The sequence below is a fragment of the Streptomyces malaysiensis subsp. malaysiensis genome (assembly GCF_040653035.1).
Taxonomy (GTDB): domain Bacteria; phylum Actinomycetota; class Actinomycetes; order Streptomycetales; family Streptomycetaceae; genus Streptomyces; species Streptomyces malaysiensis.
In genome coordinates, this window is the sequence record NZ_JBEZNG010000006.1 from 371170 (window position 1) to 395254 (window position 24085).

Annotated in this window: 22 protein-coding genes and 2 tRNA genes; 2 read left to right on the plus strand and 22 right to left on the minus strand. The window is 71.4% G+C overall.

The window, feature by feature from the left end; genetic code table 11:
* Positions 1-643: 643 nt before the first annotated feature.
* From AB0E24_RS16040 to AB0E24_RS16105, 14 genes are all read right to left on the minus strand, one after another.
* A complete protein-coding gene (locus tag AB0E24_RS16040; protein WP_435865287.1) occupies positions 644-1564 on the minus strand; it encodes a ComEA family DNA-binding protein in 921 nt (306 codons plus the stop codon).
* Between the two features lie 394 nt (positions 1565-1958).
* Positions 1959-2804 (minus strand): DegV family protein, encoded by an 846-nt coding sequence (locus tag AB0E24_RS16045; protein ID WP_069865902.1) that lies wholly within the window; start codon positions 2802-2804, stop codon positions 1959-1961.
* 126 nt (positions 2805-2930) lie between these two features.
* Complete coding sequence (locus tag AB0E24_RS16050; RefSeq protein WP_359377525.1) at positions 2931-3737, minus strand: hypothetical protein; 807 nt, start codon at positions 3735-3737, stop codon at positions 2931-2933.
* 199 nt (positions 3738-3936) lie between these two features.
* Positions 3937-6813: a leucine--tRNA ligase gene (gene leuS / locus AB0E24_RS16055; RefSeq protein ID WP_206332433.1), complete on the minus strand. Its 2877-nt coding sequence runs from the start codon at positions 6811-6813 to the stop codon at positions 3937-3939.
* Between the two features lie 276 nt (positions 6814-7089).
* Positions 7090-7162: transfer RNA gene (locus AB0E24_RS16060), tRNA-Ala, on the minus strand.
* Between the two features lie 101 nt (positions 7163-7263).
* Entirely contained in the window at positions 7264-7497 is a 234-nt protein-coding gene (locus AB0E24_RS16065; protein WP_069865896.1) for a hypothetical protein, read from the minus strand.
* 242 nt (positions 7498-7739) lie between these two features.
* Positions 7740-7934, minus strand: a complete 195-nt coding sequence (locus AB0E24_RS16070) for a hypothetical protein (protein WP_359377529.1) — start codon at positions 7932-7934, stop codon at positions 7740-7742.
* Between the two features lie 147 nt (positions 7935-8081).
* Positions 8082-8154, minus strand: a tRNA-Ala gene (locus tag AB0E24_RS16075).
* Positions 8155-8226: 72 nt separating this feature from the next.
* Positions 8227-8880 (minus strand): histidine phosphatase family protein, encoded by a 654-nt coding sequence (locus AB0E24_RS16080; protein ID WP_079257614.1) that lies wholly within the window; start codon positions 8878-8880, stop codon positions 8227-8229.
* A complete protein-coding gene (gene rsfS, locus AB0E24_RS16085) occupies positions 8877-9317 on the minus strand; it encodes a ribosome silencing factor (protein WP_069865890.1) in 441 nt (146 codons plus the stop codon). Before rsfS ends, AB0E24_RS16080 begins: the two co-directional genes overlap by 4 nt.
* Before the next feature lie 155 nt (positions 9318-9472).
* Positions 9473-11311, minus strand: a complete 1839-nt coding sequence (locus AB0E24_RS16090) for an LCP family protein (protein WP_079257615.1) — start codon at positions 11309-11311, stop codon at positions 9473-9475.
* A 10-nt stretch (positions 11312-11321) separates the two neighbouring features.
* Complete coding sequence (gene nadD, locus AB0E24_RS16095; RefSeq protein WP_069865886.1) at positions 11322-11933, minus strand: nicotinate-nucleotide adenylyltransferase; 612 nt, start codon at positions 11931-11933, stop codon at positions 11322-11324.
* A 59-nt stretch (positions 11934-11992) separates the two neighbouring features.
* Complete coding sequence (locus AB0E24_RS16100) at positions 11993-12160, minus strand: hypothetical protein (RefSeq protein ID WP_037945979.1); 168 nt, start codon at positions 12158-12160, stop codon at positions 11993-11995.
* Between the two features lie 198 nt (positions 12161-12358).
* Positions 12359-12511 carry a hypothetical protein gene (locus AB0E24_RS16105; RefSeq protein WP_158525905.1) on the minus strand — a complete coding sequence of 51 codons (153 nt, stop codon included), beginning with the start codon at positions 12509-12511 and terminating at the stop codon, positions 12359-12361.
* A gap of 105 nt (positions 12512-12616) precedes the next feature.
* Between AB0E24_RS16105 and AB0E24_RS16110 the strand changes: the two genes are divergently transcribed.
* Positions 12617-13846 carry a M48 family metallopeptidase gene (locus AB0E24_RS16110; RefSeq protein ID WP_232639651.1) on the plus strand — a complete coding sequence of 410 codons (1230 nt, stop codon included), beginning with the start codon at positions 12617-12619 and terminating at the stop codon, positions 13844-13846.
* A gap of 79 nt (positions 13847-13925) precedes the next feature.
* On the opposite strand, the gene AB0E24_RS16115 is transcribed toward AB0E24_RS16110, so the two are convergent.
* The 5 genes from AB0E24_RS16115 to proB form a co-directional block, all read right to left on the minus strand.
* Positions 13926-15008, minus strand: coding sequence for an SCO2583 family membrane protein (locus AB0E24_RS16115; protein ID WP_359377534.1), 1083 nt, complete (start codon positions 15006-15008; stop codon positions 13926-13928).
* Between the two features lie 287 nt (positions 15009-15295).
* Positions 15296-15922 (minus strand): SCO2584 family spore wall biosynthesis protein, encoded by a 627-nt coding sequence (locus AB0E24_RS16120; protein WP_079153078.1) that lies wholly within the window; start codon positions 15920-15922, stop codon positions 15296-15298.
* A 106-nt stretch (positions 15923-16028) separates the two neighbouring features.
* Positions 16029-17327 (minus strand): glutamate-5-semialdehyde dehydrogenase, encoded by a 1299-nt coding sequence (locus AB0E24_RS16125; protein WP_069865878.1) that lies wholly within the window; start codon positions 17325-17327, stop codon positions 16029-16031.
* Between the two features lie 91 nt (positions 17328-17418).
* Complete coding sequence (locus tag AB0E24_RS16130) at positions 17419-17880, minus strand: DUF8830 family protein (protein ID WP_069865876.1); 462 nt, start codon at positions 17878-17880, stop codon at positions 17419-17421.
* Positions 17881-18135: 255 nt separating this feature from the next.
* Positions 18136-19287, minus strand: a complete 1152-nt coding sequence (gene proB, locus AB0E24_RS16135; RefSeq protein ID WP_359377606.1) for a glutamate 5-kinase — start codon at positions 19285-19287, stop codon at positions 18136-18138.
* A 343-nt stretch (positions 19288-19630) separates the two neighbouring features.
* Between proB and AB0E24_RS16140 the strand changes: the two genes are divergently transcribed.
* Complete coding sequence (locus AB0E24_RS16140; protein ID WP_069865872.1) at positions 19631-21742, plus strand: CDP-glycerol glycerophosphotransferase family protein; 2112 nt, start codon at positions 19631-19633, stop codon at positions 21740-21742.
* A gap of 175 nt (positions 21743-21917) precedes the next feature.
* Here the strand turns inward: AB0E24_RS16140 and obgE are convergent, their stop codons facing one another.
* The 3 genes from obgE to rplU form a co-directional block, all read right to left on the minus strand.
* Positions 21918-23351: a GTPase ObgE gene (obgE, locus tag AB0E24_RS16145; RefSeq protein ID WP_079257620.1), complete on the minus strand. Its 1434-nt coding sequence runs from the start codon at positions 23349-23351 to the stop codon at positions 21918-21920.
* Positions 23352-23490: 139 nt separating this feature from the next.
* Complete coding sequence (gene rpmA / locus AB0E24_RS16150; RefSeq protein WP_046090457.1) at positions 23491-23748, minus strand: 50S ribosomal protein L27; 258 nt, start codon at positions 23746-23748, stop codon at positions 23491-23493.
* A gap of 14 nt (positions 23749-23762) precedes the next feature.
* On the minus strand, positions 23763-24083 hold the full coding sequence (gene rplU, locus AB0E24_RS16155) for a 50S ribosomal protein L21 (RefSeq protein WP_069865868.1): 321 nt from the start codon (positions 24081-24083) through the stop codon (positions 23763-23765).
* Positions 24084-24085: the final 2 nt, after the last annotated feature.

Below are 24085 nucleotides of genomic sequence, written 5' to 3' on the forward strand. Positions count from 1 at the left end.
CACCCCAACGAGTTGCGGCCCTCGCCGCTGCCCGGCGACCCCTCGGCCCCGGATGCGGCGCCGGACGGCCGCCCGGTGACCGCCCCGGACAACGGCTCGGCCGCCAGCGACCTTGCCGAACGACCCCCACGCCGCACGACAACACGCGGCGACCGGACGGCCTGCCACCCCGGCGTGTTACGGCCCTCGCCGGTGCCCGGCGGCCCCTCGGTCCCGGGGGCGGCATCGGGCGGTCGTCCGGCCCTCGATGGTCGTGGCTTCCGTCCTCGCTGGCGAGGCTCTTCGTCGCGCTGCTGTGGCGTCGTGGGTTCGGGGGCGCGCCGGTCGTCCGGGGGCGGTATTGGCGCGGGCGTGCCTGGCCCGCGGCGGGGACGGGGTGCGTCGCGGCGGCGTCCGGCCGGGGCCGGGGCGCGTCGGCGAGTCCGGATGAGCAAGGCGGCCGCGGCGAGGGTGGCTGCCGTGCAGGCGAGGGCCACCACGGGGGCCGGTGCGTCCAGGGCGAGTGCCGCGGCTGCCCAGGCGGCCAGGGCCGGGGGCACGAGGCGGAGGTCGGGTGGGCCCTCCTGGCGGGGCTGTGACGCACCGCGCGGGGACGCGGCCGCCGCATGGACCGGGGTGCGGGTCCGCGTCGGCTTCGCGACCGTCATGGCTGGACCAGCGGGCGCAGGTCGGCGAACCGGCGCTCTCCGATGCCGTTCACCTCGCGGAGTTCATCGATGGAGCGGAAACCTCCGTGCTGGGTGCGGTAGTCGATGATGTGCTGGGCCAGGACGGGGCCCACTCCCGGGAGGGTGTCCAGTTGTTCGGTGGTCGCGGAATTGAGGCTGATTGAGCCACCGGGCGCCCCGGGTCCGGCCGGGGCGTTCAAACCGTTGGGCGCGGTCGGCGCGCCGACCGCCGGATCCGCGGCCGCGCCCGGCCCGGGCGGCGGTCCGCTCCCGGGAGCGCCGACCACGATCTGCTCTCCGTCCACCAGCGGGCGGGCCCGGTTCAGTCCGCTCAGGTCGGCGCCCGGCCGTACCCCGCCCGCCGCTTCCAGGGCGTCGGCGACCCGCGCCCCGGTCGGCAGCTTCCGCAGCCCGGGGCTGCGGACCTTGCCCGTCACATCCACCACGACCGTCCGGCCACCGCCTGACGGGGTGAGCCCACCAGGCGTCGGGGCGGGCTCGGAGGAGGCGGCGCGCGGGGGCTCCGGGTCCGGCGCGCGCACGGTCTGGGGACGGCCGGTCCAGAAGTGGTAGGCCGCGAAGGCCATCGCGGCGAGCAGAGCGACCGCCAGGGCGGCGACCGTCCTCAGCTCCATTCCGCAGCGCAGCTGAATCCACATCGGCAGCCGCTCGCGCAGGGCGAGCCCGGCCCGGTCACGTCGGCGGAGTGGAGCATCCTTGGGCCCGTCTTCAGGCCCGTGCTCGGGCAGGTCCTCTGACGGTTCGTCGTTCCGTACCTCTTCCGCTCCCTCGGGCGGCGCCTCCTCCTCGCCCCTCGTCCCCGCAGCACCCTTCGGTCCGTCCCGGCTGCCCAGAGCGGTGGACCCCACCGCGATCGGGGGCGACGTCGGTGACATGGCGAAGAGCGCCGCCGCGCGGGTCGCGGGCGAGGGTGTGGAGGCGTGGGACCGGTGATGGACGCCGCGGTGGTGGCTCCCAGCGCGCAAAAGGCCGGGGCCGGACGGCGGGCGTGGGCGGCGGCCCGCCCCGCCGTCGCGATGGCGGCCGCGCCCCGGACCGAGCCCCGGACCCGTGGTTACTGTGCGTGATCGTGACCTCATGCCACCTGACGGTAGACACGTCCCGCCGATCGCGCCGAGCCGCCTCAATTCCCGGGGATAACCCCCAGGTTGTGGATAACTCCGTCACCCCACCGGGCGAAGCGCATTGCCCAAGTACGACCCCAACACCCGCACACCCACCCCAACACCCCCGCCAGCCCCAGCACCCCCACCTACACCCCCGCCCCCGCTACCGCGGAGACACCACCGCCCCCACCAGCCCCGGCCCGGCGTGTGCCCCGATCACCGCGCCCACCTCGCTCACATAGAGCTCCGCCAGCCCCGGCACCCGCTCCCGCAGCCGCTCCGCGAGCGCCGCCGCCCGCTCGCTCGCCGCCAGATGCTGTACCGCGATATCCACCCGGCTCCGGCCGGCCCGCTCCACCACGATCTCCTCGAGCCGGGCGATCGCCTTCGAGGCGGTGCGGACCTTCTCCCGCAGCTCGATCCGCCCCTCGTCGAGCTGGAGCAGCGGTTTGACCGCGAGCGCCGAGCCGAGCAGGGCCTGGGCCGCGCCGATGCGGCCGCCGCGCCGCAGGTAGTCGAGGGTGTCGACGTAGAAGTAGGCGGCGGTGCCTTCGGCCCGCTTCTCCGCCGCCGCCACTGCCTCGTCCAGCGTGCCGCCGCCCTCCGCCGTCTCGGCCGCCGCCAGTGCGCAGAAGCCGAGCGCCATCGCGACCATTCCGCTGTCCACCACCCGCACCGGAACGGGCGCGTCCTGTGCCGCGAGCACCGCCGCGTCGTAGGTGCCGGAGAACTCGGCCGACAGATGCAGCGAGACGATGCCCGTGGCGCCCTCCTCGGCGGCGGCCCGGTAGGCGGCCGCGAACATCTCCGGGCTGGGCCGGGACGTCGTCACCGGCTTCCGCTTCTGCAACGCCTGTGCGAGGGACCGGGCCGAGATCTCGGTGCCTTCCTCCAGGGCCCGGTCGCCGAGCACCACCGTCAGCGGCACGGCGGTGATGCGATGCCGCTCCATCGCATCCTGCGGCAAGTACGCCGTGGAATCGGTCACGATCGCGACATGGCGGTACATGACTGGGAGGTTATCGGGGGATGGAGCCTGCCGATAGCGCGACCCCAGCGGATGATCAATTGCCTTACCGATCATGCCCTGTTCAGACGTGACTCAGATCCTGTTCTCTGGCCGGGTTCCGGGGTCTCAGGCCGTGTTCTCCGGACGGGGGGACTTCTGCCAGGGCTTCTGCCACGCCGGGGGCTCCGTCGGGGGCCTCGCACCGAGCGGGGGCCGCGGCGGCTCCGGCCGCTGCCCCGCCTCGGGCGCCGGCCACGCCCCCGCCTCGGGCCCCGATCGCGCTCCCGCCTCGGGTGACGTCCGCGCCCCGGCCCCGGGCGCCGTCCGGGAAGACCCCGCCCCGGGCTCCGGCCACGCCGCCCCCGCGTCCGCCCCCGGCTCGTCCGGCTCCGCCGCCGTCCAGTGCCGCAGCGCCCCGGCCTCCATCTCGATCTCGCGGCCCAGCGAGTCCAGATCGTCGTGCGCCATCCGTGTCGTCCGCTCCTGCACCGCCCAGCGCAGCGAGTCGGCCGAATGGGTGATCCGCTCCGTACGCTGCCGCAGGTCGGGCAGCAGGGCTGCGATACGGGATTTGTCGGGCTCCTGCTCCAGCCGCTTGAGATCCGCTTCCAGATCCTTCGCATGGGCGCTCAGCCGCCGGAACAGGCCCAACGACTCCGACAGGGACCGGTCTTGCGGGGCGGCCGCCTGGAGCGCCTGGCTGGTGGCTCGCATCGAGCCGCGCAGGGAGAGCTGGAGCTGGGCGAGTTCACCGACCGCGCCCGGTTGCGCCAGCTGCCGGGCGCGGAGTCTGGTGTCCTCCACCGTGCGGCGGGCCTGGTGCACCGTACGGTCGATACCGCGCTTGGCCGCCCTGATCGCGCGAACAGCCGCATAGACCCCGGTCAACATGATCAGGACGAAAAGCAGCAACAGGATCCAGATGGCTTCCATGTGCGCTCCTTGGGCGGCGGTCACGGCACGGTGGCGGTCGTCCTCCCAGCGTAAACGCGCCGGGCGGGCCAGAGGTTCCTGACGAACCCCCAACCCGCCCACGCGTGGGACCCCGGTCGGGCGGGAACGCTGCGGGATTCCCGCCCAGGCCGGAACGGCGCGGAATTCCCGGTCACACCGGAACGGTGTGGGATCCCGCTCAGGCCGGAACGATATTGACCAGCTTCGGCGCCCGCACGATGACCTTACGGATGCCCGCGCCGTCCAGCGCCGCCACGACTGCGGGGTCACCCAGCGCCAGCGCCTCCAGCTCCTCGTCCGAGACCGAGGGCGCGACCTCCAGCCGGGCCTTGACCTTGCCCTTGACCTGCACCACACAGGTGACGGTCTCGTCCACGACATACTCCGGGTCGGCGACCGGGAAGGTCTCGTGGACGACCGATGTGTCATGGCCCAGCCTGTGCCACAGCTCCTCGGCGACGTGCGGGGCCAGCGGCGAGATCAGCAGCACCAGCCCCTCGGCCACCGAGCGGGGCACCTCGCGCACCTTGGTGACGTGGTTGTTCAGCTCGGTGATCTTGGCGATGGCGGTGTTGAAGCGCAGACCCGCCATGTCCTGCCGGACGCCGTCGATGGCCTTGTGCAGGGCGCGCAGCGTCGCCTCGTCGGGCTCGGCGTCGACGACGGTGACCTCTCCGGTCCCCTCGTCGACGACATTGCGCCACAGCCGCTGCAACAGCCGGTACTGGCCGACCACGGCGCGGGTGTCCCAGGGCCGCGAGACATCCAGCGGGCCCATGGCCATCTCGTACAGACGCAGGGTGTCGGCCCCGTACTCGGCGCAGATCTCGTCCGGCGTGACGGCGTTCTTCAGGGACTTGCCCATCTTGCCCAGCAGCCGGGTGACCTTCTCGCCCTGGTACCAGTAGGCGCCGTCCCGCTCCTCGACCTCGGCGGCCGGGACGGCGATACCGCGGCTGTCCCGGTAGACATACGCCTGGATCATGCCCTGGTTGTACAGCTTGTGGAACGGCTCGACCGAGGAGACATGCCCCAGGTCGAACAGCACCTTGGACCAGAACCGGGCGTACAGCAGATGCAGCACCGCGTGCTCGGCGCCGCCCACGTACAGGTCGACGCCGCCGTGCGGCCGCCCCTCGCGCGGCCCCATCCAGTAGCGCTCCGCCTCGGGGTCGACCAGCCGCTCGCTGTTGTGCGGGTCCAGGTAGCGCAGCTCGTACCAGCAGGACCCGGCCCAGTTGGGCATGGTGTTGGTCTCGCGGCGGAACGGCCGCGGCCCGCGCCCGTCGCCCAGGTCCAGCACCACGTTGACCCAGTCCTCGTTCCGGGACAGCGGGGTCTCCGGGGAGGTGTCGGAGTCGTCCGGGTCGAAGGTGCGCGGTGAGTAGTCCTCGACCTCGGGCAGCTCCAGGGGCAGCATCGACTCGGGCAGGGAGTGGGCCACGCCCTCCTCGTCGTAGACGATCGGGAAGGGCTCGCCCCAGTAGCGCTGCCGGCTGAACAGCCAGTCGCGCAGCCGGTAGTTGACGGTGCCCTCGCCGATGGAGCGGGACTCCAGCCACTCGGTGATGCGCGCCTTGGCCTCGACGACGCCCAGCCCGTCCAGCGATACGGACTCCCCCGCCGAGTTGACGATCTTCGCGTCGTACGAAACGAAGGCGTCGTCCCAGGTGGAGGGGTCGGTGCCACGCTCGTCCGAGGGCTCGACAACGCAGCGCACGGGCAGCTCGAAGGCGCGGGCGAAGGCGAAGTCACGGCTGTCGTGCGCCGGAACGGCCATGATCGCGCCGGTGCCGTAGCCCATCAGGACGTAGTCGGCGATGAAGACCGGCACCTGCTCGCCGCTGACCGGGTTGATGGCGTAGGCGCCGGTGAAGACGCCGGTCTTCTCCTTGACCTCGGCCTGCCGCTCGACGTCGGACTTGGCCGCGGCCTGCTTGCGATAGGCGTCGACGGCCTGGGCCGGGGTGGCGTGGCCGCCGGTCCAGGCGTCGTGGGTGCCCTCGGGCCAGGCGGCCGGAACGATCTCGTCCACCAGGCCGTGCTCGGGCGCCAGGACCATATAGGTGGCGCCGAACAGGGTGTCCTGGCGGGTGGTGAAGATCGTGATCTTGGCGTCGGGATGGCCGGACACCGGGAAGTCGACCCGGGCGCCCTCGCTGCGGCCGATCCAGTTGCGCTGCTGGAGCTTGATGGCCTCGGGCCAGTCCAGCTCGTTCAGATCGTCCAGCAGCCGGTCGGCATAGGCGGTGATGCGCATGTTCCACTGGCGCAGCTTGGCCTTGAAGACCGGGAAGTTGCCGCGCTCGGAGCGGCCGTCCGCGGTGACCTCCTCATTGGCCAGCACGGTGCCCAGGCCGGGGCACCAGTTGACGGGCGCGTCCGAGGCGTAGGCCAGTCGGTAATCGCCCAGGATGTCGGCGCGCTCGGACTCGGTCAGCTCGGCCCAGGGGCGGCCGTCGGGGGTGGCGCGCTCACCGGTGGCGAACCGCTGGACCAGGGTGTCGATGGGGCGTGCCCGCTTCGCCTCCGGGTCGTACCAGGAGTTGAAGATCTGGACGAAGATCCACTGGGTCCACTTGTAGTAGTCCGGGTCGATCGTCGCGAAGGAGCGGCGCTGGTCGTGGCCCAGGCCCAGTCGGCGCAGCTGCCGCCGCATGTTCTCGATGTTGGCCTCGGTGCTGACCCGCGGGTGGGTGCCGGTCTGCACCGCGTACTGCTCGGCGGGCAGGCCGAAGGCGTCGAAGCCCAGGGTGTGCAGGACGTTGTGGCCCGTCATGCGGTGGTAGCGGGCGTATACATCGGTGGCGATGTAGCCCAGCGGATGGCCCACGTGCAGTCCGGCGCCCGAGGGGTACGGGAACATGTCCATGACGAACTTCTTGGGCCGGGCGACGGCCTCGGCGTCGCCGGCCAGGTCACCGCTCGGGTTGGCCGCCTCATACGTGCCGTGCGCGGCCCAGAAGTCCTGCCAGCGGGCTTCGATGTCGGCGGCCAGGGCGGCCGTGTAGCGGTGCGGCGCGGCCACCTCGGCCGCGGCATTGGTCTCGCTCATGGTCCTCAAAGCTCCATCGGTCGTCTCTGCCTGCGGCTACGCAGCGAATCCCTGCTTTCCGAAACAAAAAGACCCCTCGCACAGGAGGGGACGCCGCGCTGATGCCGACCGGAGCTGCTCTCGGTCGGTACTGATCAGCGCGGCCCGCTAAGCAGAAGGCGTACGGCACGCATGGGGTCAGGTTACCGCAGGGCACCGACGGCCCGCACGGAGGTGACCCCCGTCACGCAAGGCGAAAGGCGGGCCGTCCGCACTGGACAACCCGCCTCCTCGATGTGGAGCTAAGGAGAATTGAACTCCTGACCTCCTGCATGCCATGCAGGCGCTCTACCAACTGAGCTATAGCCCCAGGTCTCGCTCCGCCCGGTTTCCCCGGCGGCGACGCCTACATTACACGGATGCCCCGGCCTTCCGCCAAATCGTTTGACCGGGGGCCGGAGCAGGTGCCCGTTACGCCGTCGCGAACGAATAGAAACGCTTCAGCGTGCAGTGCTCGTCGAGGAGCCGGCCGTAGATCGGCTCCCCTTCGAGCTCACGGTAGGTCTCGATGGGATCGCCCCTGATGATCAGCGCCTGCGCGCACTCCGCGCACCAGTACTGGTAGTCGGGGTTGAGCGGCTCCATATCGCGGACGATCGGTGTGCCGGTGCCGCACCAGTCGCACTTTCGGCTGTGGGCGCCCATCTCACTCAGCTCCAGCTATGGCCGCAGGCCGTACACACGTAGGAAACACCGCCGTTGTCACCGAGGACCTGAGCCACATTCGCGGAGCCGCAGGACGGGCACACGATGCCCGGTAGTTCCCCGCGGGACGGGTCCTCGATCGCATCGAGGATGCTGGTCGGCATCCCACCTGCCCTCCCCATCGGACGTGTCGGCCCCATCCCCCTCCGGCTGTCCGATTCTGCCACGGGACGACGCGCAGGTCAGCGGAGATTCCCCACTCGTCTCGACAGACTCATCAGTGCTTCGCGCGGCGCGGCCCCGGCCAAGGCGACGCAGGTCACCCGCAGGGCGTCCGCGGAGCCATCCGCACTGGGCACGGTACCGTCCACTGCGCCCAGGAACACCGCCCCGAAGACCGCGACACCGATGAGCAGGCCGAGTTGAGCCGCTGTCACCGGAACTCCGCCGGTGTCCGCCGCGTCCCGCTGCCTTACGGTCGCCAACATCCGCGTGAGCGGGGGACGGTATCGGAAGCGGGCCCGAAAGCGGCGCTGAAAGCAGCGATCCCGCCCCCCGGTGAGGGAGGCGGGATCGTGAATCTGTGGAGCTAAGGAGAATTGAACTCCTGACCTCCTGCATGCCATGCAGGCGCTCTACCAACTGAGCTATAGCCCCGCTGTTCTCTGCGCCGAAGCGCTTCGAACGAGAAGGAGCATAGCCGGTGACCTGCCGGGAAAGGAAATCCGCTCAGTCGTCGTCGCCGAGCACCGGCTCGGGCAGCGATCCGGCGTTGTGCTCCAGCAGCCGCCAGCCCCGCGCGCCCTCGCCCAGCACGGACCAGCAGCAGTTGGACAGGCCGCCCAGCGCCTCCCAGGTCCTGGGCTCCAGGCCGAGCAGCCGGCCGATGGTGGTGCGGATCGTGCCGCCGTGGCTGACCACCACGAGCGTGCCGTCGTCCGGCAGCTTGTCGGCGCTCTCCAGCACCACCGGGGCCGCCCGGTCGGCGACCTCGGTCTCCAGCTCACCGCCGCCGCGCCGCACCGCCTCCCCGCGCTTCCACGCCGCGTACTGCTCGCCGTAGCGCTCGATGATCTCCTCGTGGACCAGCCCCTGCCACGCGCCCGCGTAGGTCTCGCGCAGACCCGCGTCATGCGAGATGGACAGCCCCGTGACGGCGGACAGCTCGGCGGCCGTGGCCGCCGCCCGCTTCAGGTCGGAGGCGATGATCGCGTCCGGCTTCAGGGCGGCCAGCAGCCGGGCCGCGCGGCGCGCCTGTGCGACACCGGTGTCCGTGAGCTCTATGTCCAGGGAGCCCTGGAAACGCCGCTCTATGTTCCAGGCCGTCTGGCCGTGGCGCCACAGGACGATGCGGCGGCCGCGGCCCCCATACGCGCCGTTCAGCTCAGCTCACCGCCCGAGCCGCCGTCCGCGGCCTGCGCCTGCGCGTACTCCGCCCCCTTGCCGCGGGTGGCCTCGGCGTCGGCCGGGAGCTCCAGCTGCGGGCAGTCCTTCCAGAGCCGCTCCAGCGCGTAGAACACCCGCTCCTCGCTGTGCTGGACGTGCACCACGATGTCCACGTAGTCCAGCAGCACCCAGCGGGCCTCGCGGTCGCCCTCGCGACGCACCGGCTTGGCGTCCAGGTCCTTGTTCAGCCGCTCCTCGATCTCGTCGACGATCGACTTGACCTGGCGGTCGTTGGGCGCCGAGGCCAGCAGGAAGGCGTCGGTGATGGAGAGCACATCGCTGACGTCGTACGCGATGATGTCGTGCGCGAGCTTGTCGGCGGCCGCCTGGGCGGCGGCGTTGATGAGCTCGAGGGAGCGGTCCGTGGCGGTCACAGGCAAGGCTTTCGGTCGGTGGTACCTCGAAGGTCTGGCTCCCCCCAGGGTCTCACGGCCCACCGTCACGCCGGGCGGCCGAGGAGCGGCCACCCGGCGTGCCCGAGGGGAACGCCGGGAGTACCCCGGGGGAACGCCCGGGGCACCCAGGAGGCTCAGCCCGTGGCGTCGTAGTCCGGGCCGAGGAGGACGGTGATGTCCGCGTTGGCCGCGCCCTTGGCCTTGCGCACCGCCGTCTCGGGCAGCCCGAGCGTCTTGGCGACCTCCTTGGCCTGGCCCGCCTGGGCGGCGTCTGCATAGGTCACCCGCGAGGCCGACTGCGGCGTACCGCCGCCCTCATTGGCCGCCACGACCGTGAAGCCGCCGTTGACCAGGGCGACCCGCGCGTCGCCCGACGCGTCCTTGGGACCTCCGGCGTTGGTCACACTGACCCGGGGCGCGGTGTTCTTGTCGGTGTTCTTGACCGTGCCGCCCAGGATGTCCTTGACCACATGGTCGGTCGCCTGGCTGCTGAGCGTCCCGTCCGGCTGGACCGGCAGCATCGCGGTGTCGTACGCCCCGCTCTTGGCCTGCCCGGCCAGCCTCGCCAGCGACGCGCCGAGCTGCTGCTCGGACAGCGACGGGTCGGGGATCTGGGCCAGCGACTCCACGGTGCTGGTGGCGCCCTTCGCATCGCTGGAGACCTTCTTCAGCGTCGCCTGCATGACCTGCCCGAACCGCGCGAGCTGTTTGGTCTGGGCCTCGCCGGGGGCGCGGTACGTGGCGTACGCCACGGCCGCCTGACCGCTCAGGATCTGGTCCTTGCCCTGCTTGACCAGGGGGTCCTCGCCCTTCTTGGGGCTGGGGACGGTCGTGTCGGTGTCGAGGCCGATCGCGCCGACCAGCTCGACGAGGTTCTCCAGATACGGGGTGTCCAGTCGCCAGGTGCCCTGGATCTTCGAACCCAGCAGGGTGCCCAGGGAGTCCCGGGTGGAGTCGGAGCCCTCGTCGGTCACCGACTTGCCGAGCGTCGTGGAGGCGCCGTCCTCGTTGGCGACGGCCAGCGCGTTCGGCAGCAGGACGGTGGTGCCCTTCTTGGTGGTCTCGTTGTCCACCAGCAGGGCCGTGGAGGTGCGGCCGCCCTTGGTCTCGCGCAGATGGACGACGATCACATCGCGCTTCTGCGGACCGCTCGCGGCCGCCTGGTCGTCGGCGCCGTCGGACAGCCCCGGGAGCTTGCCCGCGTACCAGAGGTAACCGACACCGCCCGCCGCGGCGAGGACCAGGACCACGACCAGCGCGACGACTCGGTTGCGACCCTTACGGCGGCGTTCATCACGGCGCTCGGAGCGGGTCTCGGCGAACTTCAGCCAGTCGATGACGTCGTCGGACTCGGCGTCCTCCTCCTCGACGAAGGAGAACTGCTCGGTGTGGTATTCCTCCTGATCGGCGCCCCCGGGCCGCCTCGGCTGCGCGGAGCGGGGCCCGGTGGACCGGGGCTCCTCGGCCGGAGCCGTCTCGGAGCCGCCGCGCAGCTGCTCCGGGCTCAGCTCCTCATAGGGGTTGGGCTCGTGCCGCGGCTCACGTTGCGGCTCGCGCTGCGGGGGGACGGTCGGAGCGGCGGCCGGTGGGTAGTCGTAGCCATAGCCCTGTGGCTGTTGTTGGTACTGATGCTGCTGGGCCTGGTGTTGCTGGGCTTGTTGCTGTTGCTGTTGCTGTTGCTGGGCGTACGGGTCGTAGCTCTGCGTCTGGTGGTGCTGCTGAGGGTGTTGCTGTTGGGGCTGCTGGTGCTGGTGATGCTGCGGCTGGGTGTAGGGGTCGTAGCCGTACCCGTCGTGCTCTTGTTGCTGCCCGTACTGCTGCGCCTGCTGCTGCGCGTACGGGTCGTAACCCTGCTGCTGTGCCGCCTCCGGCTGGTACACGGGACGCCCATAGGCGTCATAGCCGTAGATCTGCGGCTCCTGGCCATACGGGTCCTGTGCGTACGGGTCGTAAGGATCCTGCCGGTCGTTCACCGGTACCCCTTCAGCAGTCGTGCCGGTACAGCTCGCGCTTGTCGATGTAGCGCACCACGCCGTCCGGCACCAGGTACCAGACGGGGTCGCCATGAGCGACCCGCGCCCGGCAGTCCGATGACGAGATCGCCAGTGCCGGAACCTCCACCAGCGACACCCCGCCCTCCGGCAGCCCCGGGTCGGCCAGTATGTGCCCGGGTCTGGTCACCCCGATGAAGTGGGCCAGCGAGAAGAGCTCTTCGGCGTCGCGCCAGGTGAGGATCTGGGCGAGTGCGTCGGCCCCGGTGATGAAGAAGAGATCCGCGTCACTGTTGAGCCCGCGCAGTTCCCGGAGCGTATCGGTGGTGTAGGTGGGCCCGCCGCGGTCGATGTCGATGCGGCTGACCGAGAATTGTGGATTCGAGGCGGTCGCGATGACCGTCATCAGATAGCGGTCCTCGGCCGGTGAGACCTTCTTGTGGCTCTTCTGCCAGGGCTGACCGGTCGGTACGAATACCACCTCGTCGAGGTGGAACTGCGAGGCCACCTCGCTCGCCGCGACCAGGTGACCATGGTGGATCGGGTCGAACGTCCCGCCCATCACACCCAGCCGCCGCTTGCCGGCCCCTTTCTGCTCTTCCATGCGTGCAGACCCTACTGGGCCCGGCCCGGAGCCGGGGCCCATAGGGGCTATGGCCCGGCTCAGCGGTCCCGGTTGAAGCGCGTGGTGATCCACAGCAGCAGGAAGAGGATCACCAGGGCCGCACCGCCGGTCATGAAGGGGCTGATGCTCGGGTGGGTGTCGGTGTGCTCACCGCCCTCGGACGCGAGCGTGGTCAGGGCGGCATGTGCGGTGCTGAAAGCGGTCATCGCGGCAGTACCTATCCGGGTCTAGGCGTCACAACACGTCGGCCACATCGTATGCGAGGCGGTTTTCGGTCCTGATGTCCGTCCTGCCTCGCATCAGTCCTGCCCGTACCGGCGCTGTCCGTACCGGCGCTGTCCGTACCGGCCCTGTCGGTATCGGTCCTGTCGGTATCGGTCCTGTCGGTACCGGCCCCGCCCGTATCAGTCCTGCTTGTATCCGCGCAGCAGGAACCAGGCGAGCAGGCCGGCGCCCACGACGCCGACCACGATGACGGTGCGCAGCAGCGCTCCCGGGCCGTCGTTGCTGTGGGAGGTGGCGGCGAGGGTTTCGGTGAGGCCAGTCATATCGGGCATGTCTCCACGCTAACCCCCGGACCTCCAGGGCCTAGGCTGGGGTCCGCCGGACGAGGGCCCGGACCGGGCGGCCCCCGTCGAGCGGGCGATCCACGAGGGGGCCAGATGAGCGACACTCATGAGACGGGCGGCGGAAACGGGGCGGGAGACGCCCGGGAGCATGTGCCCGACCGGGCCCGGCGGCGGTTCCCCGGGATCTCCTCACGGGCGTACGAACATCCGGCGGACCGCTCCGCGCTGGTCGCGCTGCGCAAGCTGACCGGCTTCGACACGGTTTTCAAGGCGATGAGCGGTCTGCTGCCCGAGCGGAGTCTGCGGCTGCTCTACCTGTCCGACTCGGTGCGGGTCGGTGATCGGCAGTTCGCCCATCTCAACGACATGCTGCGGGACGCCTGCTACATCCTGGACCTGGAGCGGGTCCCGGCGATGTACGTCACCCAGAACCCACAGCCCACCGCGATGTGCATCGGCATGGACGCGCCGATCATCGTGGTCTCCACCGGTCTGGTCGAGCTGCTCGACGAGGAGGAGATGCGGGCGGTCATCGGCCATGAGGTGGGCCACGCCCTGTCGGGCCACGCGGTCTACCGGACGATACTGCTGTTCCTCACCAACCTCGCGCTGAAGGTCGCCTGGATCCCTCTCGGCAATGTGGCGGTGCTGGCGCTGGTGACGGCGCTGCGGGAGTGGTTCCGCAAGTCGGAGCTGTCGGCGGACCGGGCGGGGCTGCTGGTCGGGCAGGATCTGCGGGCCTCGATGCGTGGGCTGATGAAGCTCGCGGGCGGCCATCACCTCCATGAGATGAACGTGGACGCCTTCCTGGAGCAGGCGGAGGAGTACGAGTCGAGCGGCGATCTGCGGGACTCCGTCCTCAAGATCATGAACATGCTGCCGCGCAGCCATCCGTTCACCACCGTGCGCGCCGCCGAGCTCAAGAAGTGGGCCGCGACCCGCGACTACCAGCGGCTCATGGACGGCCACTACCCGCGCCGCGACGAGGACAAGGACACCTCGGTCAGCGACTCGATCCGGGAGTCCGCGAACCACTACGCGGAGTCGGTCCGCAGCAGCAAGGATCCGCTGTTCGCCTTCGTCAGGGACGTGGCGGGCGGCGCCGGGGACCTGGGCAGCAAGCTCCGCGACCGGTTCACCGGCGGCGCCGGGGCCAGGCACGGCGAAACGGCCTCCGATGAGGGCACGCCACCCCGGGACGAGCCCCAGGGCGGCGGCCAGGACGAGCCCCGGGGTGGGGCTCAGGACCGGCGGCCCGGGGACGACGGGCCGGAGGAGCGGCCGGGGAACGACGGGCCCGGGGACACCCCGCCGAAGGGCTGAGGCGGCCCCGAGGAGGGCCCTCACGGCCCCGCGGAGGCTCTCAGAGCCACCGGAGGGCTCAGAGCCCCTGCGGAGGCCCTCAGGACTGCCCATCGACGGCGGGCTGGGTTCCGGGGGCCATGACGCCGCACAGCGAGACCGTGGTGCGGCCCGTGGTGTACGGGTCGGTGCCCGTGGGGGCGTCGCCCTTGGCGCTCTGCCCGGCGAGCATCGGCCGCAGATAGCCGGAAGCGTTCGCGGCGCATGCCTGCGGGCCCGCCAGTACGGTGCTCTGCACCAGCTCCACATGGTGGTCGCGCAGATCGTCCCGGTCGAAGCGGAACCGCGTCTCACGGCGCACGGTGAACAGCGAGGCGTGGTCCGGTCCGCGCTCATGGGCCCGCTGGAGCGCGTAGACGAAGACGTGGTCGGCGGCGACCTCCAGGGTGGCCGGGCTGCGCTCGACGACCGTAAGGGTGCCACGGACCCGCACCGGAGTGTCCACCATGCTCACCTCGGCCGGGTTGAAGCGGGTCAGCCAGCCGGTGGCCGCATGCCGTCCGTCGTCGACCGGGTGTTCGAAGCTCTGGTCGAACTGGGTCTGCTGGGCGGGGTCCAGCAGCAGCCTTACGGCCTGCACCGGGCCGCCGGTGAGCACACCCGGGTCGATGGCGGACTTGACCAGGTACTCCTTGGCGGTGGTGAGCGCCGTCATCACCTGGCTCTCGGAGAAGCTCTGGGTGCGCCCGGCGCCGGGCACGGTGACCCCTTCGGCGCCGGTGCGGAACTCGGCGGCCGGGCTGTGGCGGAACAACAGGTCCGGCGGCCCTCCGGGCACCTCACCGCGCGGCGCGAGCGGCACCATGCTGCTGTGCAGTGGCTCGACGGTCTGCGGCTGCGGCGTCTGGTACGGGTGGCGCACCCCCATGTAGACGGCCGCGGCGAAGGCGATGGCGATCAGCAGGACGAGCGCCACGGCCTGACGTGACGCCCCGGCCCTGGCCCAGGCGTGCCGGCTGCGCACGGCCCGCGCGTGGTCGCCCATGCGCTCCTGGGCGGAGAACTCCTGGAGCCGGGCAGCACGGACGAACGACTCGTCGAATACGACGGAGCGGTACTCGTCCTCACCACCTCCCGGGACGCCCTCGGGTGTCCCCTCGGGAGGGTCTCCACGCCCGGCCATATCTCAAGAGTAGGTCGCGGGGGGCGACGGTAAACGCGGTGGTACTCCACAACTTGGGAGGCGGGTGGGGAGGAAACGCCCCATACGCCGCGACGTGCTAAGCACTCCGCCGACGCGCCTTGAGATGCCCTCGGCCGTCCGCGGCTCCGCCGTGGCCGGCTGCGCCCACGCGGCGGAGCCGCATATCGACGCGACCCCGCGCCCCTTCAGGGCGCCCCGCGAACAGCGGCCGACTTCCGCCGATCCGCTGAGCGATATGCGGCAATACCCAGCGATATGCGAGGACGTCACCGCGAAGGCGGTACGGCGGAGGCGGGCGAACCCTTGGCACCGGTGGGCTCCGGGGCCGACTCCGACCCCGACGGCTCCAGCCGCGGCTGCCCCGCGGGCGATCCGTCGACGCCGCTGGTTGCGGGCGGTGGAGCGGGGTCCTGGCGGTTGCCAGAGGCGCCCCGGTAGACCGCCGTGAAGGCCAGGGCGACCACTCCGATGCCCATCAGGACGGCCAGCAGCCAGGCCACCGGGCGGTGCCAGCGGGCGTGGCCGCGGTAAGGGCGTCCCGCGCTGCCGTAGCGCCCATAGGGGCCGTAGGCGTCGTCCGCGTCCCGCCCGGGGCCGAAGCGCCCGTCGGGGTCGTCCGCGCCGTAGAACTCGGCCTCCTGGCCGTAGCCGTCGTCGAAGAGCTCGTCCTCGGGCGGGACGCCGGACCTGCGGCGGCGGGACGCCTCGGCCTCGGCACGGGCCTCCGCGGCGGCCAGCATCCGCTCGATGGCGGTGGGCTCATGGATCGGGGCCGCCCGTACGAAGTCCTCGTCGAAGACCACGGCGGCGAACTCGTCGTTCGTCTCGCCGTGGCTGCGGTCGTCGGGCTCGTCGCCGTCCGGGAACGGCTTGCCCCCCACGTCGTCCGGCACCCATTCAGAGTAGACCGGACGGGTCAATTTGGGCAGGGTGAAATGGTATTCGGGGGAAGATCCACCCCAGCGTCGCCAGGAATCGGACATCCCCCGAACGGGTGAGTCAGCGGATGTGGCCGTCCCCGGTGACGATGTACTTCGTCGAGGTCAGCTCGGGCAGGGCCATCGGCCCCCGGGCGTGCAGCTTCTGGGTGGAGATGCCGATCTCGGCGCCGAAGCCGAACTGCCCGCCGTCGGTGAACCGCGTGGAGGCGTTCACGGCGACCGTGGTGGAGTCCACCAGCTGGGTGAAGCGCCGGGCGGCCTGCTGGGAGGAGGTGACGATGGCCTCGGTGTGCCCGGAGGACCACAGCCGGATGTGGCCCACCGCGGCCTCCAGGGAGTCCACGACGCCCGCGGCGATGTCGTACGAGAGGTACTCGGTCTCCCAGTCCTCGACCGCCGCCGGGACCACCGTGGCCTTGGAGCCCTCCGCGAGGGCCATGACGCGCTCGTCCGCATGGACGGTGACCCCGGCCTCGGCCAGCGCCTCCAGGGCGCGGGGCAGGAACACGGGGGCGATGTCCTGGTGCACCAGCAGCGTCTCCGCCGCGTTGCACACGCTCGGCCGCTGGGCCTTGGAGTTCACCAGGATCTCGACCGCCATGTCGAGGTCGGCGTCGGCGTCCACGTACACATGGCAGTTGCCGGTGCCGGTCTCGATGACCGGGACCGTGGACTCCTCGACCACCGTACGGATGAGGGACGCGCCACCGCGCGGGATCAGCACGTCCACCAGGCCGCGGGCGCGCATCAGCTCGCGCACCGACTCCCGGCTCTCGCCGGGCACCAACTGCACGGCGTCCGCGGGCAGTCCCGCCCCGCCGACGGCGTCGCGCAGGACCTTCACCAGCGCGGCGTTGGAGTGGGACGCCGAGGAGGAGCCGCGCAGCAGCACCGCGTTGCCCGACTTCAGGCAGAGCGCCGCGGCGTCCACCGTCACATTCGGCCGGGCCTCGTAGATGATCCCGACGACACCGAGCGGCACGCGCACCTGGCGCAGGTCGATCCCGTTGGGCAGCGTGGAGCCGCGCACCACCTCGCCGACCGGGTCGGGCAGCGCGACCACATCGCGGACATCGGAGGCGATGGCCCGCACCCGCTCGGGGGTGAGCGTGAGCCGGTCCACGATGGCGTCGCTGGTGCCGGCCTCGCGGGCCCGCTCCACATCGGCGGCGTTGGCCTCGACGATCTCCTTGGTGCGCACCTCCAGCGCGTCCGCCATCGCGAGCAGCGCGTCGTCCTTGACGGCGCGCGGCAGCGGCGCGAGATCGGCGGCCGCGGCCCGGGACCGGTAGGCGGCCTGGAGGACCGGGGACTTCGGCCAGGGGTCGGTGAGCGGCGACGTGGGTGCGCTGGTCATGCAGGAAGCCTACTGAGCCCAGGGGCGGGGGCCATGCGGTATTCCGCACTTCGAGATGGTGTTCTCATATCCCGGTGCCGCACATCCGTCCTCAGAACGGATGTACGCCCACCGGGGACGCCGGAGGCGGACCGTATCCCTCCGCGACCCGCTGGTGATACGTATCACGGTCGATGACCTCGAGCCCCACGATCTCCCAGGGCGGCAGCTTGGCCGAGGCCCGGTGCTCGCCCCACAGCCGCAGCGCGACCGCCGCGGCGTCATGCAGATCGCGGGCCTCCTCCCAGTAGCGGATCTCCGCGTGATCGGTGGCATAGCGGCTGGTCAGCAGAAAGGGATGGTCATGGGCCAGCTGCTCCAGGGCCCTGCGGACCTCCCGCAGCGGCGCCTCGCTCCCCGAGACGCTGAGGGTGATGTGCCACAGCCGGGACGCCTCGGCGCGCGCGGCGTCGTGCGCCACGGCGTCGCCGGGCCCGGCCTCGCCCGTTCCGACACTGGTCAGCGTGCGCTCCGCCGCCCCTCTGGGCGACGCCCCCGGGCGCCCTCGTCTCACCGGCGGCCTCCTGTAACTCGCTGCTCCGCTCACGCGCGGGCGGAGCATCTCGTGACGGTGCGGTGGTCGCGGCATTCCGCTCCGTCTCCGCCGCGTCTCCCACAGCGGACGCGCTGCCCCGCGCGACCCCGTTGAACAAAGTTGACCAGTCCTCGCCCGCCCGCGGGGCGCTTTTGAGGTTTTTCGGAGGCTGCTTATTTCCGGGGCCAGGCCGGGCCCCGGTCCGCCTTCAGGACGCCTGCGCCGCCCGCCGGCTCAATCCAGGACGACGAGGTCGTCGCGGTGGACCACCTCTCGCTCGTAAGCGGGGCCGAGCTCCCGGGCCAGGTCCCTGGTCGAGCGGCCGATCAGCTGGGGGATCTCCTTGGCGTCGAAGTTCACCAGGCCACGGGCCACGGGGCGGCCCTCGGTGTCCCTCAGCTCGACCGGGTCACCGGCGGTGAATTCCCCCTCCACGGCCGCGATCCCGGCCGGCAGCAGCGAGGTCCGGCGCTCCACGACGGCCCGTACGGCGCCGTCGTCCAGGGTGAGGGCGCCGCGCGGCGCGGAGGCGTGGGCGAGCCACAGCAGCCGGTTGGCCGAGCGGCGGCCGGTGCGGTGGAAGTACGTGCCCGTAGGGCGGCCGAGCAGCGCGTCACCGGCCCGGCTGGCCGAGGTGAGCACCACCGGGACGCCGGCCGCGGTGGCGATCCGGGCCGCCTCGACCTTGGTGACCATGCCACCCGTGCCCACCCCGGAGCGGCCCGTGCTGCCGATGGAGACGCCATCGAGGTCCTGCGGGCCCCGGACCTCGTCGATCCGGGAGGTGCCGGGGGTCCTGGGGTCCCCGTCGTACAGGCCCTCCACATCGGAGAGCAGCACCAGCAGATCCGCCCGTACGAGATGGGCGACCAAGGCGGCGAGCCGGTCGTTGTCGCCGAACCGGATCTCGTCCGTGGCCACCGTGTCGTTCTCGTTGACGATCGGCAGCGCGCCCATGGCCAGTAGCTGGTCCAGGGTGCGCGTGGCGTTGCGGTAGTGGGCGCGGCGGCTGGTGTCGTCCGTGGTGAGGAGCACCTGGCCGACCCGGCGCCCGTAGCGCGCGAAGGAGGCGGTGTAGCGGGCCACCAGGAGCCCCTGTCCGACGCTCGCGGCCGCCTGCTGGCGGGCGAGGTCGCGGGGGCGCCGGTCCAGGCCCAGCGGCGCCAGACCGGCGGCGATGGCGCCGGAGGAGACCAGGACCATCTCCTTGCCGCCCGCGCCGCCCTTACCGTCGCCGTCCCTGCCGCCGTCGCCCTTACCGTCGCCGTCGAGCACCTTGGCGACCACGTCGACCAGCGCGTCCACGCGGTCCGCGTCCAGACCCCCCGCCGCGGTGGTGAGGGAGGACGAGCCGACCTTGACCACGATCCTGCGGGCGGCGGCCACCTCGTCCCGCACCGCCGACCCGTCCTGCTCCGCCACGCCGCTCCCTCGCTCGTCCCCGGCTCGCCACACGCCCCGAAGAAACGCATGCCCTACACACTCATCATGACAAGTGGGCAATCTACGACAGGCGAGCCCCGGCCCGCCTCGGCATTTCAGCCTCCGGACACCGCCCGCGCACACCGCCTCACACACCGCCATGAGCGCCCCGCGGGGATCCTCCGGGGGACCTTTGGCACCGATTGCGACCGGTTGGCACCGGCGCGGATTGTCACCGGGCAGGGCGGCGGCATACGGTCAGGGGTCCCCCCATCAGTCCGTTGCCCTCCTGCCAGGAGCCCACCCCGTGCCCTCTGCCGGAATCGCCCCACGTCGGGTCGTACAGCTGACGGCGCTGCTCGCGATGCTCGTGTTCTTCGCCACACAGCTCGTCGGCGCCGTGCTTCCGAACGTACCGCTTTTCATCGCCGCCTCGGCGTGCGGTCTCGCGCTCGATCTCTTCCTTCAGCACAAGCAGCCCGGTCTGCTGTCGCTGCTGGGCAAGATCCGCCTCGACGTCACGGTGCGCCAGCTGTTCCGCGACATGCTCATCATGGTCGGGCTGCTCCGCATCGAGGGCATCAATCCCCTCCATGAGCAGGCGCCCCTGACCGTGGGGCTGCTGCTCTTCTATCTGGTGCACTTCGCGTGCCAGGCGGCGGCCATACTCGTCCGCCGGAGCCGGCAGCTGCCGTTCGTCACGCGCAACATCGACGCGTCCGCGCTGCGCCTGAGCGATGCCCCGCCGCGGCTGTTCGCCCGCCAGCACGGGCGCCGTCTGCTGCGTCTGGCCGCACCCGTCACCGCCGGTCTGCTGATCACCGCCGCCACCAAGGACGCGGTCTGGGGCGGTGCCGGTCTGGCGATCTCGCTGCTGATCGGCATCGGTGGCACGGCCCACCTCGCCAGCTGGATGCTGCCGGGCAAGCGGGTGGCGAACGAGGCCACCGCCCTGCGGTGGCTGGACACCTGGCTGGCCGACTACAAGCCGACCGTGGGCATGTACTTCTCCGGCGGCAACTCCTCGGCGTACCAGGCGAACATGTGGCTCTCCACGCTCGCCGCGCTCGACGGCAAGCCGATCATCCTGCTCCGCGAGCGGTTCATGGTGCAGAAGCTGGAGGCGACGGACGTGCCGATCGTCTGCCTCCCCAAGGTCGCGCATCTGATGCGGATGGAGCACTCCACGCTCAAGGTGCTGCTGCACCCGGCGAACTCCGGCAAGACCTCGCAGGTGCTGCGCATCCCCTCGATCAAGCACGCCTTCATCAACCACGGCGAGAGCGACAAGCTCTCCAGCTGCAACCCGTACGCCAAGGCGTACGACGAGGTGTGGGTCGCTGGCCCGGCGGCGCGCGAGCGCTACCAGCTCGCCGACATCGGCGTCGAGGACAAGGACGTCGTGGAGGTCGGGCGGCCGCAGCTGGCCCCCATCCGCCCCTACGCGGGCGTGCCCACCGGCGCCCTCGGCGGGGCCGGTGACGAGCACTTCACCACCGTGCTGTACGCGCCGACCTGGGAGGGCTGGGACGGGAACCCCGGCAACACCTCGGTGATCCTGGCCGGTGAGAACATCGTCCGCGAGCTGCTCGCCGACCCCAAGGTGCGCCTGCTGTACAAGCCGCACCCGATGACCGGCTCGGTGGACCCGCGCGCGGGCCGTGCCAACGACCGCATCAGGGCGATGATCGCCGAGGCGAACACCAGGCGCACCGGCGACCGCCCCGGTCCGGAGGCCGCCGCGGAGCTGACGCGGTGCGCCGATGAGCTCAACCGCCTCACCAGCACCGACTTCCGCGCCAGCGCGGACGAGATCGAGCGCATGAAGCTCCAGGGCGCCCCGGACGGGGACCGCGCGGCGGCCGTCGTCGCGGCCACGACCGCCTGGGAGAGCGCCTACTGGGCCTCGCTACCGGTCTGGGAGCACCAGATCATCACCGGTCCGCGTCCGGCGATCTTCACCTGCTTCAACCAGGCCGACGTGCTGATCAGCGATGTCTCCAGCGTGGTCTCGGACTACCTGACGAGCGAGAAGCCGTACGCGGTGGCGAACACCAGCGGACTGACGGAGGAGGAGTTCCGGTCGGGCTTCCCGACGGTGCGCGCCGCCACGATCCTCACGCCGGAGGCCGAGGGCGTGCCCGAACTGCTGGAGGCGGTCCGGGACCCCGAGAAGGACACCCTCGCGGCCGCCCGCGCCGAGCTGAAGGTGCATCTGCTCGGCCCGTCCGACCCGCCGTCGCTGGTCCGCTTCAACCAGGCCGCGCAGGACCTGTGCCGCAAGGCCGACGAGCGCCGGGCCCGGATGGCCACCCGGCTGTCCGACGAGATCCCCACGCAGCGCGAGGCCCGGGACGCGGCGGAGGAGATGGAGCTGGAGTCCGGCTCGCCGGAGCCGGAGGAGACCGCGACGGTCTGAGACACCGGCAGAACGGACCGAGGCGCCGATAAGCACAGGTCACGAGGAAGGGCCCGGGGAGGATTCCCCGGGCCCTTCCTCGTGACACCCGCCGGACGGCGCCCAGAAGCCCGTTCAGGGCCCGTGAAGCGGCCCTCCGGGCCGGCGGCGCGCCCCGCCGCGGCAGCCGCACCCCTCAGAACGGCTTGAAGGTGTCGAACTCCTGCTCCGCCTCGTCCCGCTCGGCATCCCGGTCGCGGCGCCGCTGCGCTGCCGGACGGGGCTCGTCGAAGCGGTGGTCCTCGCCGCGGCGGCCCAGCATCTCCGCGCCGGTCGCCATGGTCGGCTCCCAGTCGAAGACGACCGCGTCGTCCTCGGGGCCGATGACGACCTCGTCGCCCCCGTGGGCGCCCGCCTTCACCAGCTCCTCCTCGACGCCGAGGCGGGCCAGGCGGTCGGCGAGATAGCCGACGGCCTCGTCGTTGGCGAAGTCGGTCTGGCGGACCCAGCGTTCGGGCTTCTCGCCCAGCACACGGTAGAAGCCCTCCTCGGCGACGACCGTGAAGCCCGCGTCGTCCACGGCCTTCGGCCGGATGACGATCCGGGTCGCCTCCTCCTTGGGCTTGGCCTCCCGGGCGTCCGCGACGATCTTCGCCAGAGCGAAGGACAGCTCCTTGAGGCCGAGATGGGCGACCGCCGAGACCTCGAGGACCTGATAGCCGCGGGCCTCCAGATCGGGCCGGATGATATCGGCGAGGTCCTGGCCGTCGGGGATGTCGACCTTGTTGAGCACCACGACCCGCGGCCGGTCGTCCAGACCGCCGTACTGGGCCAGCTCCGCCTCGATGACATCGAGGTCGGTCAGCGGATCGCGCTCGGACTCCAGGGCCGCGGTGTCCAGTACGTGCACCAGCACCGAGCAGCGCTCGACATGGCGCAGGAACTCCAGGCCGAGGCCCTTGCCCTGGCTGGCGCCGGGGATCAGCCCGGGGACGTCCGCGATGGTGTAGACGGTCGAACCGGCCGTGACCACACCGAGGTTGGGCACCAGCGTGGTGAACGGATAGTCGGCGATCTTCGGCTTGGCCGCCGAAAGCACCGAGATCAGCGACGACTTGCCGGCGCTCGGGTAGCCGACGAGCGCCACGTCCGCGACGGTCTTGAGCTCGAGGACGACGTCCCCGGAGTGACCGGGCTCGCCCAGCAACGCGAAGCCGGGGGCCTTACGGCGGGCCGAGGCGAGCGCGGCGTTGCCGAGGCCGCCGCGGCCGCCCTGGGCGGCGATGTAGGTGGTGCCCTGTCCGATCAGATCGGCCAGGACGTTGCCCCGCTTGTCGAGGACGACGGTGCCGTCCGGGACCGGCAGGACCAGGTCGGTGCCGTCCTTGCCGGAGCGGTTGCCGCCCTCGCCGGGCTTGCCGTTGGTGGCCTTGCGGTGGGGGCTGTGGTGGTAGTCGAGCAGGGTGGTGACGGACTGGTCCACGACCAGGATCACATCGCCGCCACGGCCGCCGTTGCCGCCGTCCGGCCCCCCGAGCGGCTTGAACTTCTCGCGGTGCACGGAGGCGCAGCCGTGGCCTCCGTTACCCGCGGCGACATGCAGTTCGACGCGGTCCACGAAGGTGGTCATGACGGGTGCCTCCAGTTACATACGGGTTAGGTGTGTGGTGATGTGCCTCAGGCTCGTAACGCGCCGAGGGCGGACCCGCTTCCCGTCACGGGAAGAGCGGTCCGCCCTCGGAAAAGCTGTGCGTCTACGCCCGGGCTGATTACTCGGCGACCGGGACGATGTTCACGACCTTGCGGCCCCGGCTGGTGCCGAACTGCACCGCACCGGCGGCCAGCGCGAACAGCGTGTCATCGCCGCCGCGGCCGACACCCGCGCCCGGGTGGAAGTGCGTACCGCGCTGGCGGACCAGGATCTCACCCGCGTTGACGACCTGGCCGCCGAAGCGCTTGACGCCGAGCCGCTGGGCATTGGAGTCGCGACCGTTCCGAGTGGACGATGCGCCCTTCTTGTGTGCCATGTCTCCTCAGTCCCTTACTTCGCAGCCGGGTCGATGCCGGTGATCTTCAGCGCGGTGTGCAGCTGGCGGTGGCCGATCCGCTTCCGGTAACCGGTCTTGTTCTTGTACTTCAGGATGTCGATCTTGTCACCCTTGTGGTGATCGACGACCTCGGCGTGAACCTTCACACCGGCCAGCACCCACGGGTCGCTGGTGACGGCATCGCCGTCGACAACGAGCAGAGTCGAGAGCTCGACGGTGTCGCCGACCTTGTTGCCGGCCAGACGGTCGACCTCGATGACATCGCCCACGGCCACCTTCTGCTGGCGGCCGCCGGTGCGCACGATTGCGTACACGC

Coding starts and splice junctions, on each gene's coding strand:
- AB0E24_RS16065 (WP_069865896.1), bottom strand. CDS start 7,497: ATGGGCGCCCACAGCCGAAAGTGCGACTGGTGCGGCACCGGCACACCG.
- AB0E24_RS16105 (WP_158525905.1), bottom strand. CDS start 12,511: ATGCCCGATATGACTGGCCTCACCGAAACCCTCGCCGCCACCTCCCAC.
- AB0E24_RS16100 (WP_037945979.1), bottom strand. CDS start 12,160: ATGACCGCTTTCAGCACCGCACATGCCGCCCTGACCACGCTCGCGTCC.
- AB0E24_RS16115 (WP_359377534.1), bottom strand. CDS start 15,008: ATGGCCGGGCGTGGAGACCCTCCCGAGGGGACACCCGAGGGCGTCCCG.
- rpmA (WP_046090457.1), bottom strand. CDS start 23,748: ATGGCACACAAGAAGGGCGCATCGTCCACTCGGAACGGTCGCGACTCC.
- AB0E24_RS16045 (WP_069865902.1), bottom strand. CDS start 2,804: ATGTACCGCCATGTCGCGATCGTGACCGATTCCACGGCGTACTTGCCG.
- AB0E24_RS16040 (WP_435865287.1), bottom strand. CDS start 1,564: ATGTCACCGACGTCGCCCCCGATCGCGGTGGGGTCCACCGCTCTGGGC.
- leuS (WP_206332433.1), bottom strand. CDS start 6,813: ATGAGCGAGACCAATGCCGCGGCCGAGGTGGCCGCGCCGCACCGCTAC.
- AB0E24_RS16125 (WP_069865878.1), bottom strand. CDS start 17,327: ATGACCAGCGCACCCACGTCGCCGCTCACCGACCCCTGGCCGAAGTCC.
- AB0E24_RS16050 (WP_359377525.1), bottom strand. CDS start 3,737: ATGGAAGCCATCTGGATCCTGTTGCTGCTTTTCGTCCTGATCATGTTG.
- AB0E24_RS16110 (WP_232639651.1), top strand. CDS start 12,617: ATGAGCGACACTCATGAGACGGGCGGCGGAAACGGGGCGGGAGACGCC.
- nadD (WP_069865886.1), bottom strand. CDS start 11,933: ATGGAAGAGCAGAAAGGGGCCGGCAAGCGGCGGCTGGGTGTGATGGGC.
- obgE (WP_079257620.1), bottom strand. CDS start 23,351: ATGACCACCTTCGTGGACCGCGTCGAACTGCATGTCGCCGCGGGTAAC.